This window comes from Ancylobacter koreensis (assembly GCF_023016525.1).
Classification (GTDB): Bacteria; Pseudomonadota; Alphaproteobacteria; order Rhizobiales; family Xanthobacteraceae; genus Ancylobacter; species Ancylobacter koreensis.
On record NZ_JALKCG010000001.1, the window covers coordinates 997283 to 1010664 of the forward strand.

General features: G+C 71.4%; 10 protein-coding genes. 7 read left to right on the top strand and 3 right to left on the bottom strand.

Annotated elements, in window-relative coordinates; all coding sequences use genetic code 11:
• Nucleotides 1-47: 47 nt before the first annotated feature.
• On the bottom strand, nucleotides 48-3455 hold the full coding sequence (locus MWN33_RS18995; protein WP_281493569.1) for a hypothetical protein: 3408 nt from the start codon (nucleotides 3453-3455) through the stop codon (nucleotides 48-50).
• Nucleotides 3456-3943: 488 nt separating this feature from the next.
• Here MWN33_RS18995 and MWN33_RS04565 point away from each other — a divergent pair, with 488 nt between their 5' ends.
• From MWN33_RS04565 to MWN33_RS04575, 3 genes are all read left to right on the top strand, one after another.
• Nucleotides 3944-4375, top strand: a complete 432-nt coding sequence (locus tag MWN33_RS04565; RefSeq protein ID WP_247199163.1) for a MerR family transcriptional regulator — start codon at nucleotides 3944-3946, stop codon at nucleotides 4373-4375.
• Nucleotides 4376-4569: 194 nt separating this feature from the next.
• Nucleotides 4570-5184: a 2-hydroxychromene-2-carboxylate isomerase gene (locus tag MWN33_RS04570; protein WP_247199165.1), complete on the top strand. Its 615-nt coding sequence runs from the start codon at nucleotides 4570-4572 to the stop codon at nucleotides 5182-5184.
• Between the two features lie 38 nt (nucleotides 5185-5222).
• Nucleotides 5223-5768, top strand: a complete 546-nt coding sequence (locus MWN33_RS04575) for a hypothetical protein (protein ID WP_247199167.1) — start codon at nucleotides 5223-5225, stop codon at nucleotides 5766-5768.
• A gap of 12 nt (nucleotides 5769-5780) precedes the next feature.
• Here the strand turns inward: MWN33_RS04575 and MWN33_RS04580 are convergent, their stop codons facing one another.
• On the bottom strand, nucleotides 5781-6779 hold the full coding sequence (locus MWN33_RS04580; RefSeq protein ID WP_247199169.1) for an alpha/beta hydrolase: 999 nt from the start codon (nucleotides 6777-6779) through the stop codon (nucleotides 5781-5783).
• 117 nt (nucleotides 6780-6896) lie between these two features.
• Between MWN33_RS04580 and MWN33_RS04585 the strand changes: the two genes are divergently transcribed.
• Together MWN33_RS04585 and MWN33_RS04590 are read left to right on the top strand one after the other, a co-directional pair.
• Nucleotides 6897-7361 carry a secondary thiamine-phosphate synthase enzyme YjbQ gene (locus MWN33_RS04585; RefSeq protein WP_247199171.1) on the top strand — a complete coding sequence of 155 codons (465 nt, stop codon included), beginning with the start codon at nucleotides 6897-6899 and terminating at the stop codon, nucleotides 7359-7361.
• A gap of 152 nt (nucleotides 7362-7513) precedes the next feature.
• Nucleotides 7514-8182 carry a response regulator transcription factor gene (locus MWN33_RS04590; protein ID WP_247199173.1) on the top strand — a complete coding sequence of 223 codons (669 nt, stop codon included), beginning with the start codon at nucleotides 7514-7516 and terminating at the stop codon, nucleotides 8180-8182.
• 341 nt (nucleotides 8183-8523) lie between these two features.
• Here MWN33_RS04590 and MWN33_RS04595 read toward each other — a convergent pair whose 3' ends face one another.
• The gene (locus tag MWN33_RS04595; RefSeq protein ID WP_247199175.1) at nucleotides 8524-12063 is read right to left on the bottom strand and encodes a PAS domain-containing hybrid sensor histidine kinase/response regulator; all 3540 of its coding nucleotides are present in this window, start codon (nucleotides 12061-12063) and stop codon (nucleotides 8524-8526) included.
• 173 nt (nucleotides 12064-12236) lie between these two features.
• Between MWN33_RS04595 and mscL the strand changes: the two genes are divergently transcribed.
• On the top strand, nucleotides 12237-12665 hold the full coding sequence (gene mscL, locus MWN33_RS04600; protein ID WP_247199177.1) for a large conductance mechanosensitive channel protein MscL: 429 nt from the start codon (nucleotides 12237-12239) through the stop codon (nucleotides 12663-12665).
• 137 nt (nucleotides 12666-12802) lie between these two features.
• Nucleotides 12803-13378 (top strand): dTDP-4-dehydrorhamnose 3,5-epimerase, encoded by a 576-nt coding sequence (gene rfbC, locus MWN33_RS04605; RefSeq protein WP_247199178.1) that lies wholly within the window; start codon nucleotides 12803-12805, stop codon nucleotides 13376-13378.
• Nucleotides 13379-13382: the final 4 nt, after the last annotated feature.

Below are 13382 nucleotides of genomic sequence, written 5' to 3' on the forward strand. Positions count from 1 at the left end.
CAAAATGCCCGGCCGGAGCCGGGCATCGCGACACTTAGGGGATTGGTTCAGCGCGAGGCGGTCTGGCGCGGGGCGCCGTTGCTCCAGTCGGCCAGCGCGGTGTCGTTGGCCTTGGCGTCGACGGTGAGCGGCGCCCAGTGCTCGACGGCCTGCCGGGCGGCGGCGAGGCTGCGCGCGTCGAGCCGCGCCGCCATCTCGTCGCGCTTGGCGGCGGCCTCGCCGTCCCCGCGCGCGGCGGCCAGCGCAAACCAGCGCCACGCTTCCGAGGGGCTCGCCGCGACGCCGAAGCCGCGGGCATAGAGCACGGCGAGATTGTACTGGCTGTCGCGGACGCCGCGCTCGGCGGCGCGGGTGAACCAGATCGCCGCCGTGCGGTAGTCGGGCTGGCCGTCGACGCCGGAGGCGAGCATCACGCCGAGATTGTGCATGGCGGCGACATTGCCGGCGGCGGCGGCCTGCTCATAGAGCTGGCGCGCCCGGCCGGCGTCGCGCGGCACGCCTTCCATGCCCTTCTCGTAGATGGTGCCGAGCCGATAGGTCGCCGGCACTGAACCATTGGCTGAGGCATAGCTGAACCATTCGGCGGCGCGCGCCGCGTTGGGGGCGACGCCTTCGCCCTCCATGAAGCGGCGGGCGATCTCGAAGGCGGCGGTCGGGTCGCCGGCCAGCGCGGCGGCGCGCAGCGTCTGGCTGGCGATGCCGCCAGGCAGCTCGCTCGGCAGCGACATGCTGGAAGGGCCGATGGGCGCTTCGGATTCCGGCGAAGCGGCCGGCGGGGTGGCCGGGGCCGCGGCGGGCGGGGCCACCTCGGGAGCGGGGGCGATCTGCGGTCGCGTGCCGCCCACCGAGCCGGTGATGTCCTCCGGCGCCGGGGTCGCGTTCGGCAGGGCCGGGCGCGCGCTCGGCGGCAGGACGGCGGTGGAGGAGAGCGCGGGCACGCCGGCGCGCAGCTGCCCCTCGCGCATCTGGGCGAGCAGGTGCCAGGAACCATAGGCCAGCGCCGAGCCGCACAGGCCGATCAGCAGCATGGCGCGGATGCGGGCGAGCCAGCGGCCGGGCTTGCGGCGGTTGCGTTCGGCGATGTGGCTGCGCATCTCCGGCGGCACGGCGCCGGAAGGCTGCGCGGCGCGGCGGGCCTGCGCGATGAAGGCGGTGCGGGTCGGGGTGCCGGCGGCCGCGCGCGGCGCCTCGCCGGAAGCCGGCTTGCGGGTCGCGGCCTCGGCGTCGAGATCGACCGGGTGGAAATCGACATCGTCGTCGAAGGCGGTGACGACGCGCGGGCCGTCATGGCGCGCCACCGGGCGGGCGGCGGGTGCCGGTGCGGCGGCGTCCTGAGCCGGCGCGGCGGCGTGGGCGCGCAGGGCGACGGCGGCGTCGGTGGAGCGGCTGAGCTCCTCAAGCGCCGCGCGCATGAGCTGCGGCTCGAAGGGGCGCGGGATCGAGGCCGGCGGCGGGGCGAAGGCCACTTCCGGCGTCGGTGCGGGCACTTCCGGTTCCGGGGCGGGCTCCGGCGCAGGGACGGGCGCGGGCGCGAAGCTCGCCGGGGCGGCGGCCTCGGGCACGGAGACCGGCGCAGGCAATGGCGCCGCCGCCTCATGCGCGGCTTCGATGCCCGCCATCTCGCGCCGGATGCGGGCGGAGGGACCGTTCGGGCTGCCGCCCGGCGGGCGGGCGCGGGGGCCGGCGGCGAGGAAGGTGGCGCGGGTCTCTTCCATCTGGATGAAGAGGTCGTTCACCGCGCGCTCGATGCTGGAGAGCTGGCCAGCGATCTCGGCGCCGGCGACGGCCTTTTCGATGCGCTGCGTCAGTTCGCCGATCTGCCGGCCGAGCGCGTCGAAGCGCGGGGCTTCGTCGGGCATCGCCACCGGGCGCTCGATGCGCTCGATGCGTTCGGAGAGGCCACGGATCAACGTCTCCATGCCAGCCGGCAGCTCGCGGCGGGCGCTGGCGAGGCCGTTCTGGATGGTGTCGAGGCGGCTGACCAGATCGTCCAGCGGAACAGGACCGGGCTGGCTGACGATCTTGTCGGCCAGCGTGTCGATGCGGCGCTCCAGCGAGCCGAAGGCGGTGCGGATCGCGCGCTCCTCATTAGCGGCGATCTCGGAGACCTTTACCGCCAGCATGGAGACCTGCTCGGCCAGCAGGCGTACCGAATCCGAGGAGAGGGTGCGGGCCAGCAGGTCGCGGATCTCGGTCGCCTGCGCCTGCAGCCGGGCGATGGTGGCGCCGTCCGCCGACTTGGCGCTGACGACATCGACCTTGCGCTCCAGCGTGTCGATGCGGCTGAGCAGCAGCGCGGGATGCTCGGGCAGCTTGAGCCCGCCGATCATGTCGCGCAGCGCCAGCAGCGTGGCGCGCAGCTCCTCGTCGCGCACGCCGGCGCGCTCCACCCGCTCGGCGAGCTGCTGCACGACGCGCTGGAGATCGTCCACCGCGCGGCGCGGCGCCACCGAGGCGAGCGACTGGCGCATCACGCCGAGCTCACCCTGTATCGCGACGAGCGTGTCGTTGGCCGGCCCCGGACGGGGAGTCGACGGTGCGGCCGCGTGGGCGGCGGGGGCGGGCGGAACGGGCGCGGGCTGGGCCGGCGCGGCAGGTGCCGCCGCGAGAGGTGCCGCTGCGAGAGGCGCCGCTGTAACCGGCGTGTGTGCCATCGGCGCTGGCGCGGCGGCGCGGGTGGGGAAGGGGCCGCCGGCGAAGGGATCGCGTACGAAGCGCTCGCTGATGGCGTCGCGCACCGGGGGACGCGCCTCGCGGGCCGGCATTTCGCGCGGCGTCTCGCGGTAGGCCGGTTCGCGAGGGGGCTCGCGGTAGGTGTGCTCGCGATAGGCCGGCTCCCGCGCGGATTCGTGGTGGCGCTGCCCGGCGTCGCGGTCGAGCTCGCTCTGGCGCGCGGCGATCTCCGCCACGGCGGCCTCGATGGCGTTCGGCGAGGGGGCAAAGCCGGGCGGGGCAAAGGGGGGCGGGGGAGCGAAGGCGGGACGGGCGGGCTCCGCAGGCGCCGGCTCATGCCGGGCCATCTCGGCACGGGCGGCCTCGCGCGGGGCGATGAGATGCATCGCCTCCAGCCGCTGGTCGATCTCGCGGATGGCCGCCTGCAGCCGCTGGTCGGCATAGGTCGAGCCGGTGGAGGCCGGGGCCGGAGCGGGGGCGACGACGGGCGCCGGCTGCGGTTCGCTGAAGGGAGCGGGCTGGAGCGGGGCGGCGGGCGGCGCGCCGAAGGGCGCCTGGAGAAGGTCGGCGGCGCTGGGAATGGCGGGGGCCGCAGGAGCGTGCGGCGGCGCCACGGCGCCGAGCTGGTCGATCTTGCCGGCGAGCTGCTCGATGCGGCGCTGCAGCTCGGCGACGCTGCCCGGGCTTTCCCCACCCGGCGCGGAATTGCCGGCGGTGCCGATGAGCTGGCTGCGCAGCCATTGTTCCAGCGGCATGCCGGCGCGCTGCGCGGCTTCGCTCATGGCGCGCCAGGCTTCCGGAGCGATCTGCCCGGCCGTCGAAGGGGCCCCTTGCCTCACCGTTCTCTCCGTCGCGTCGGCACCATGAGCGGCGGGAATCGCCGCGCCAGCTCTTCCGGCTGCCGGCGCAACTGTTTCGAATCTTGGTAAATGGCCAGTTAATGGGTACCGCCGGTCAGCCTTGGCGGCCCGGCGAGGCGCTTCCGAAACCGGAAATCCGGGCGGTAACGGAGCCCGCCGACACGGCCTTACATTGCCGGCAAGCGGATTGTGGGGGCGTGCCGGCCGGCTTTCCCTGCCGCCGGCCGTCTCGCATCATGACAGGGAATATCCTGATGGATCAGCCGGTTGACTGTCGGTTTAACAGTAAGTTGCCCTAACGTCGGGTGTGACTTTCTCCCCTAGCGGCAACCGCTCTGCGACAGTGCGTCAACATCGCTGACGCGCTGCACCAATTCACCCGGACCAGATCCCCACCCGGAGTTGCCGACATGGACTTCACCTCCTTCGAAGCCGATCGCACTGCCGACGCCCACATCGCCCCCGCGGGCGAGCCGGCCTTCTTCACCATCGGCGACCTCGCCCGTGAGTTCGACGTGACGCTGCGCGCCCTGCGCTTCTACGAGGACAAGGGCCTGCTGGCGCCGCGCCGCGAGGGCCTGACCCGGCTCTACAGCGCCGCCGAGCGCGCCCGCCTCGCCATCATCCTCAAGGGCAAGAAGCTCGGCTTCACCCTCGCCGAGATCAAGGCGATGGTCGCGCTGCGCGAAGGCGGCGTGGTGCCTCCGGGCGGCCTCGCCCTCACCCGCGAGAAGTGCGTCGAGCAGCTTGCGCTGCTCGAGCAGCAGAAGACCGAGATCGAGGAAGCGATCGGCGAGCTCCGCCAGATGGTCGCCGCCTTCACCACCCGCACGGCGGCCTGACCAGCCGCGCGCGGCCTTCCAACTCTCTCCTCCCCCGACCACCACCGGCGGCGCCCTCTGGGCGCCGTTGGCGTTTGGGGAGGTCGAATCCCGGCGGGACGATTCCCCGGCACGGCAAAACGAACTAGCGTGCGAGCGGCGCCCCGCGCCGGATTCGCATCCGCCGTTCCCGTTTCGCTTGCCGAGTTGTCCGCATGTCCCGCTCCATCGACTATTTCTTCTCGATCGCCAGTCCCTGGACCTTCATCGGTCACGCGCCCTTTCTCGACGTAGCGCGGCGGCACGGCGCGCGGGTGAATTTCCGCCCCGTCTTCCTCGGTGAGCTGTTCGCCGAGACCGGCGGCCTGCCGCTGGCCCGGCGTCACCCGGCGCGCCAGCGCTACCGGCTGGTGGAGCTGAAGCGCTGGCGCGAGGCGCGCGGCATCGACTTCCATGTCAGCCCGGCGCACTGGCCCTTCGACGCCAGCCATGGCGACCGCCTGATCATCGCCGCGCAGATCGACGGGCACGACGTGGCGCCGCTCGTCACGCGGCTCACCTCCGGCGTCTGGCAGCGGGAGGAAAACCTCGCCGATCCGGCCGTGCTGGCCGCCATCCTCGCCGAGCTCGGTCTGCCCGAGACGCTGCTGGAGGCCGCCGCCAGCGACCGCGCGGCCATCATCTACAAGGCCAACGAGGCCGATGCGGTGGAGGCCGACGTGTTCGGCGCGCCGGCCTATGTGCTCGACGGCGAGGTGTTCTGGGGGCAGGATCGCATCGAACTCATCGACCGCGCACTGGCGAGCGGGCGGGCGCCCTTCACGCCCTGAGCGTCGCGCCCCGCGCGCCCGACCCGAGGAGGCCGACCATGCGGCTGACCGTACCCGAGGTTCCCGCCCTGCTGGCGGGCGCCCTGCTGCTCGCGGGCCCCGCTGCTGCCCAGACCCGCGCCCAGCCTTCCGCCGAGTCGCGAATCGAAAGCCCGCGCTTCACCATGCTGCCGGTCGAGGACGGGCTGATGAAGCTCGACACACATACGGGCACGCTCTCCTTCTGCTCGATGAGGTCCGACGCCTGGGTGTGCGAGGCGGTGCCGGAGGACCGCGCCGCGCTGGAAGCCGAGATCGGCCGTCTGCACGCGCGGATCGCCGCGCTGGAGAAGGGTGGCGCGGGGGGCGGAACCGGCGGCGTGCCCGATATCATGGCGCCGCCCGAGGCCGCCCGTCCGGGCGAACCGCCCGCAGCCTCGCCGCCCGTCACCCCGCCGCCGGCGGCGGATGAGGACAGGCTGCCGCCGGAAGCGGAGAAGCGGCTCGACCAGGCGATGGACATGGCCGAGCGCGTGTTCCGCCGCTTCTTCGAGATGGTCGACAGGCTGCGCGGCGATCCGCCCGCGCAGGGCCAGAGCCTCTAGCGGCGGCTGCTCTCAATAGGCCGTCACGAAGGCGTGGCTGCGCGCCAGCGCCTGATCGGTCAGCGTGCCGGGGAAGCCGATGAAGACGTGGCAGCCGCCGGGATAGACGGCGAGTTCCGCGCCATTGCCGGCGGCGAGCCAGCGCGGCGCCAGGAACAGCGTGTCGTCGAGCAGCGCGTCGCGCGTGCCGATGGAGAACAGTGCCGGCGGCAGGCCCTTGAGGTCGGCGTGCAGCGGCGAGATGTCGGGCAAGGCGAGGTCGCCGCCCTCGCGCAGATAATGGCCGACGAAGACGTTGATGTCGTTCGTGTTGAGCACCAGCGGCTCGTCGCCCCACATCCGCGCGCTGGGGGTCAGCGCGAGATCGTAGCAGCCGGCGGTGAGGTTGGCGCAGCGGAACGGGGCGCGACCGTGCCGGTCGCGCAGCCGCAGCAGCGTGGAGACCGCCAGATTTCCGCCGGCCGATTCGCCGCCGATGGCGTAGCGCTCCGTGCCGAAGCGGGCCGGCCCCTCGCGCAGCAGCCACAGTGCGGCCGCCTCGCAATCGTCCGGCGCCGCCGGCCAGGGATGCTCGGGGGCGAGCCGGTAGTCGACCGAGACGACGGCGAAGCCGGTGCGCTCGACGAAGCGGTGGTTCAGCCCGTCATTCTCGCGCGCCGAGCCGAGGCACCAGCCCCCGCCATGGATGTGGAGATAGACGCCCTTCGCCGGCTCCGGCGGGGTGAGGATGCGCAGCGGCACCGGGCCGTGCGGGCCCTCGATCTCGATCACCTGCGCATAGGGGCTTTCCGGGCTGAGCGGGAAGGGGCCCTTGCCGTCCAGCCGCAGCTTGCGCAGCACCGCCATCGGGAACACCCAGCGGTCCGGGATGGCGCCGAGCGCCTTGACGATGGCGGCGTTCACCGCCCGCGTGTCGGGTGCGATGGCGGCCGGATCGAACAGGGCGGGGTCGATGGTGAGCGGGCCGGACGAGATTGCGGGCGCGGGTGAAGTCGACGGCAGGGAAGTCATGGGGCGGCGACGCTCCGTCAATGGCGGGGGAACGGTTTGTCATCGGGGATGGATCGGCCTATCCAAACCCAGCCGGCCCGCTTCGTCCAGCGCGCGGGCCGAAAAGAGGACGGCTCGATGGCGCGAATCCGGCAAGGCGAGGTGCGCGAAAGCGGCGTGACGCGGCGCTTTGCGGGCTCTCTCACCGTGGACACGGACGGGCGCGGTTTTGTCGAGATCACCCGTGCGGTGGCCGGCTTTCTGGAGGGCATCGGCGCCCGCGAGGGCGAGGTCTCGCTGTTCTGCCGCCACACCTCGGCCTCGCTCACCATCCAGGAAAACGCCGATCCTGACGTGCGGGTCGACCTTTTGACCGCGCTCGACCGGCTGGCGCCCGAGCGTGCCGGCTGGGTGCACGACATGGAAGGGCCGGACGACATGCCCGCCCACATCAAGGCGGTGCTCACCGGGGTGAGCGTCGCCGTGCCCGTGATGGGCGGGCGGATGGCGCTCGGCACCTGGCAGGGGATCTATCTCGTGGAGCACCGGACGCGGCCGCATCGGCGCGAATTGGTGGTGGCGTTTGTCGGCGAGGCCAACTAAAGGTCTTGAAACCCAGCGATGGGGCCGCCGCGAGGCGCCTGAGCGCCGCCCGCCAACCCGCCGGCGCCGCGCTTGCCGTTACGGCTCCACCGCACCATGATCGCGGCGCGGATGTGTGCAGGGCGCATGTTCGCGCGGGAGGGCCGCTGCGCGTGGACACGACGACGAGCTTCCGGCTGGTGATCGCCGACGATCATCCGCTGTTCCGGGGTGCGCTGCGCGAGGCGGTGGCGCGCCAGTTTAGCCAGGTGGAACTGTTCGAGGCCGGCGGCTTCGAGGAATTGCAGACGCTGCTGGAGCGCGAGAGCGACATCGACCTCGTGCTGCTCGACCTCACCATGCCGGGCGTGCGCGGCTTCTCCGGCCTCATGTATCTGCGGGCGCAATATCCCGGCATCCCGGTCGTGGTGGTCTCGGCCAATGAGGAGGCCGGCGTCATCCGCAACTGCATGGAATTCGGCGCCTCGGGCTTCATCCCCAAGACCAGCGCGGTCGAGACCATGCGCGAGGCGGTCGCCGCCGTGCTGGAAGGCCGCACCTGGACGCCGGCCGATGTCGACCTTTCCGGCGGCGCCGACAAGGAGACGCAGGCGCTGGTCTCCCGCCTCGCCACCCTGACGCCGCAGCAGGTGCGCGTGCTGATGATGCTGTCCGAGGGGCTGCTCAACAAGCAGATCGCCTATGAGCTCGGCGTCTCCGAGGCGACGGTGAAGGCGCATGTCTCTGCCATTCTCCAGAAACTCGGCGTCGAGAGCCGCACCCAGGCGGTGATCGCCGCCTCCAAGATCGAGGGCGGCACCTGGGCGCAGGCGGCGGGCTAAGACCGGGCCGCCCCGTCCAGCTCTTTCGTCATCGCGGCGGGCAGCAGGAGCCAAATCGCTCCCCACTCTCGGCACGATCCCGGATCGGCCTTCGGCCGTCCGGGATGACGGGCTTTCTTTCGGGCCGCCCGATTGAAGGAGAACGCCGTCATCCCCGGGCTTGACCCGGAGATCCACGACTTCGTTGGCACTTGTACCCGGACCAAGACGTGGATGGCCGGGTCAAGCCCGGCCATGACGGTGGTCGGGAGGGGCAGACTGGACCTCTTCGCCGTCCGATCCGGCACGCGATCCCGGTCCCGGCCTTCGGCCGTCCGGGATGACGGGGGATTGAGGAGCGCCTACTCCGCCGCCGCGCGCGTGGCGCGGCACTGGGCGAGCAGGGCGCGCAGCGCGGCCGGGCGCACCGGCTTGTTCAGCACCTCCATCTCGGTCGCGCGGGCGGTGTCGCGCACGCGCTTGGTGCGGTCGGCGGTGATCAGCACGGCCGGCAGCGACGGACCGAGCTTCCAGCGCAGCTGCTTGGCGGCGTCGATGCCGTCGCCCTTGTCGAGATGGTAGTCGACCAGCAGGATATCCGGGCTGACGCGCTTCTCGCGGAGCATGGCCAGCGCCTCGCTGACACCCGGCGCCTTCAGCACCGTGCAGCCCCAGCCCGACAGCAGCGTCTCCATGCCGTCGAGAATGGCGGGGTCGTTGTCGATGCACATCACGGTGAGGCCGGCGAGCGTCGCCGCCGCCACCGCCGGGCGCTGCGAGGGCTCCTCGCGCGCCGGCATGGGCGGGGCGGCCGGCAGCTCGACCGAGAAGGCGGTGCCCCGGCCGGGCGTCGAGGCGAGTTGGAGCGGATGGTCGAGCACGCGGGCGATGCGCTCGACGATGGACAGCCCCAGCCCCAGCCCGCGCGCCGCCTTGGCGCCCTCGTCGAGCCGCTGGAATTCCTTGAAGATCAGCTTCTGCTTGGCGGGGGGCACGCCGATGCCGGTGTCGAACACCTGTACCAGAAGCCTGCCGCGCCGGTGCCGCACACCGACCAGCACGCGGCCCTTGGGCGTGTATTTGATGGCGTTGGAGACGAGGTTCTGCAACAGCCGGCGCAACAGCCGGCGGTCCGAGCGCACCGCCGCCGAGCTCGGCACGAAGATGAGCCGCAGGTTCTTCTCCTTCGCCAGCGGGGCGAATTCGAGTTCGAGCTGGCGGAAGATCTCGTCGATGCGCAGCGGGGCGATGTCGGGCTTGAGCGCGCCGGCATCGAGCCGGGAGATGTCGAGCAGCGCGCCGAGGATCTCCTCCACCGCCTCCAGCGAGGCGTCGACATTATGGGCGAGGCGGGTCTCCTCGCCCGCCTGCGCGCGCTCGACGAGGCTGGTGGCGTAGAGCCGGGCGGCGTTCAGCGGCTGAAGGATGTCGTGGCTGGCGGCGGCGAGGAAGCGCGTCTTGGAGATGTTGGCCTCGTCGGCCTCGGATTTCGCCTGGGCGAGCTGGGTGTTGAGCTTCTCCAGCGCCTTGGTGCGCTCACGCACGCGCCGCTCCAGCGTCTCGTTGGCGCGCTCCAGCGCCTCGGCGGCCTCCACGGTCGGGGTGATGTCGGTGAAGGTCACGACGACGCCGCCGTCCGGCATGGTGTTGACGCGCACCTCCATCACCACGCCGCGCGGGGCGAGGCGCTCCTGGAAGGCGACGTTGCGGCGGGCGTAGCGCGCCAGCTTCTCGCGCACGATCTCCTCCACCGGCCCCGGCCCGAACTGGCCGCCGGCGGCGTTGAAGCGGATGATCTGGTCGATGCCGACGCCGATGCGCAAGATTTCCGGCGGCAGGTCCAGCATCTCGCCGAACTGCCGGTTCCAGGTGACGAGGCGCAGGTCGCGGTCGAACACCGCGATGCCCTGGCGCACATGGTCGAGCGCGGTCTGCAGGATCTCGCGATTGTACTGGATGGCGGCGGAGGCGTCGTCGAGCAGCTTCAGCGCCGCCTTGGTGGAGACGGTGCGCTTCCTCAGCATCAGCGACAGCACGAGCCGCGAGGAGGCGGCGCCGATGGCCGAGGCGAGCAGGTGCTCGGCATAGCGGATGAGCTGGAAATCCGCCTCGCGGCCGGAATCCAGCGTCACGCCGCGCATCGCCGAGATGCTCTCGAAGGAGGCACGGGTGCGCTCCTCCCCGAGATAGCGCGAGACGGTGGCGACGAGCTCGCCCACCGTGACCGGCGAGCGCCACAGCCGGAAGCTGGGCGCGGAGGGCGCATGGTCGCTCTCGACGAAGACGCTCGCCTGAAGACGCTCGATGGGGGTCGGCCGGCGCATCAGCGAGACGGCGAAGAACACCAGCACGTTGAGGGTGAGGCTCCACATCACGCCGTGCACCAGCGGGCTCGCCTGCACGCCGAGCAGCGCCTGCGGCCGCAGCGAGGCGAGGCCGAACGGGCCCTCGTGCAGCAGGGTGGTGTCGAACAGGCCGGCATCGGCGAGGTTGGGCAGCAGCAGCGTGTAGGCCCACAGGGCGATGCCGGCGGCGATGCCGGCCAGCGCGCCGAGCGCCGTGCCGCGCCGCCAGATGAGGCCGATGAACAGCGCCGGGCCGAACTGCGCCACCGCCGCGAAGGAGAGCAGGCCGATCTGCGCAAGCTGCGCCTCGCCGGTGACGCGGTAATAGAGATAGGCCGCGAGCAGTATGGCGAAGATGGCGATGCGGCGCACCGTGAGCAGGCGGTGGCCCATGTCCACATGGTCGGTCGGAGCGCCGGCGCGGCCGGCCTCGTCGCCCTCGCGCAGCCGCCGGCCGCGCACCATCAGCGGCATGAAGATGTCGTTCGACACCATCACCGCCAGTGCCACCGTCTCGACGATGACCATGGCGGTGGCGGCGGAGAGCCCGCCGACGAAGGCGACCAGCGCCATCGCGTGGGCGCCGACCGACAGCGGCAGGGTGACGACATACATGTCGCCGTCGATGAAGCCGGGAGGGAAGGCGACGAGGCCGGCCACCGCGATGGGGATGACGAACAGGTTGATCAGCACGAGGTAGAGCGGGAACAGCCAGCGCGCCTTGCGGATTTCCTCCTCGGAAGTGTTCTCCACCACCGCGACGTGGAACTGGCGCGGCAGCAGCAGGATGGCGAGCGCCGAGAGCAGCGTCATCGCCCCCCAGCTTCCCACCGAGAAGCCGTCGGTCAGCACCGGCAGCACGCCTCTCTCGGCGGCCTGCGCGAACAGGTCGAACGGGCCGGAGAACATGCCGAAGACGATGAACAGGCCGACCGCGATGAAGCTGACCAGCTTGACGATGGATTCGGTCGCCACCGCCAGCATCATGCCTTCCTGATGCTCGGTGGCGTCGATGTGGCGGGTGCCGAACAGCACGGCGAAGACGGCCATCGCCACGGCGATGGTGAGCGCGAGGTCGCCGACCAGCGGGTAGTGCAGACCCAGCCCCTCGAAATCGCCGAGCATGGCGAGCAGCGAGGCGGACACCGCCTTCAGCTGGAGCGCGATATAGGGCAGCGAGCCGACGATGGCGACGCACGCCACCAGCGCGGCGACGCCCTGGCTCTTGCCGTAGCGCGCCGCCACGAAGTCGGCGATGGAGGTGATGTTCTGCGCCTTGGCGAGCCGCACCATGCGCAGCAGGAACGGCGTGCCGAAGCCGAAGACGAGGATCGGCCCGATATAGATGGTGAGGAAGTTGATGCCCTGGGTGGTGGCGAGGCCCACCGAGCCGAAGAAGGTCCAGGAGGTGCAGTAGACCGCCAGCGACAGCGAATAGATGTAGGGCCGCCCCTGCCGCCGGCGCGGCGGCAGCCGCCGGTCGCCGAAGCTCGCCACGGCAAACAGGAAGCCGATATAGACGAGCGCGACGGCGATGATGGTCCATGCCTGAAGCATGAGAACTCCGGGCGGCATGAGGCCGCGCCGCTTTTATGCGCCGCCCCGGCGCGGCTCGGCAAGTTGGGCGGCAGCTGGAGCGGCAAGCCGGTGCGGGCGGGGAGCGGGAGGGTTGCCGTCGGGCGCGGCGCGTATAACAGTGGCGCTACGGAAGTGCTCACAGGGGTATGGCGATGAGCAAGGTTCTGAAGGAGTTCCGCGAGTTCGCGGTGAAGGGCAATGTCGTCGATCTCGCCATCGGCGTGATCATCGGCGCCGCCTTCGGCCAGATCGTGACCTCGATCGTCACCGACCTGTTCATGCCGATGGTCGGCGCAGTGTTCGGCGGGCTCGACTTCTCGAACTACTTCGTCGGCCTGTCCGCCAACGTGACCGCCAATTCGCTGGCAGCGGCGCGCGAACAGGGCGCGGTGTTCGCCTATGGCCACTTCCTCACCGTGGTGATCAACTTCCTGATCATCGCCTGGATCCTGTTCATGGTGGTCAAGGGCATCAACCGGCTGCGCCGCAACGCCGCCTCCGAGCCGCCGCCGCCCGCGCCGCCCACCAAGGAGGAAGTGCTGCTGACCGAGATCCGCGACATCCTCGCCCGCAAGCCTTGAGACGTGAGCCGTGAGCCTCGCGGCGTGAGGCTTGCTGCGTGCAGCGGGCGGATGCCGCCGGCATAGACCAACAGAAGGGTGGGACAGGCGCGCAAGAACGGCTAGAAGCGCGCAGGCCCCGCCGAGTGCATCGCGACATGACGACCTTCACCCGCCTCGCCATTCCCGAAATCGTGCTCGTCCAGCCGGTCCGGCACGGCGATGCGCGCGGCTATTTCTGCGAGACCTACAAGAAGCCGGAATTCGACGCCTTCGGCATCGACATCGCCTTCGTGCAGGACAATGAATCGCTCTCGCGCGAGGTGGGCGTGGTGCGCGGCCTGCATTTCCAGACCCCGCCGCAGGCGCAGGCCAAGCTGGTGCGCGCGGTGCGCGGGTCGATCTTCGACGTCGCCGTCGACATCCGCACCGGCTCGCCGACCTTCGGCAAATGGGTCGGCGTGACGCTGACGGCTGCGAGCGGCGACCAGCTCTTCGTGCCGCACGGTTTCGCGCACGGATTCTGCACGCTGGAGCCCGACACCATCGTCGCCTACAAGGTCGACGCGCCCTATTCGCCCGCACATGACGCCGGCATTCGCTGGGACGACCCGGCCATCGGCGTCGACTGGCCGGTGGAAGCGGGCCGGGCGGTGCTCTCGGGCAAGGACCAGAAGGCACCGCTTCTGGCCGACTACGCCTCGCCCTTCGTCTATGTCGCGGCGGGCGCGTGATCCC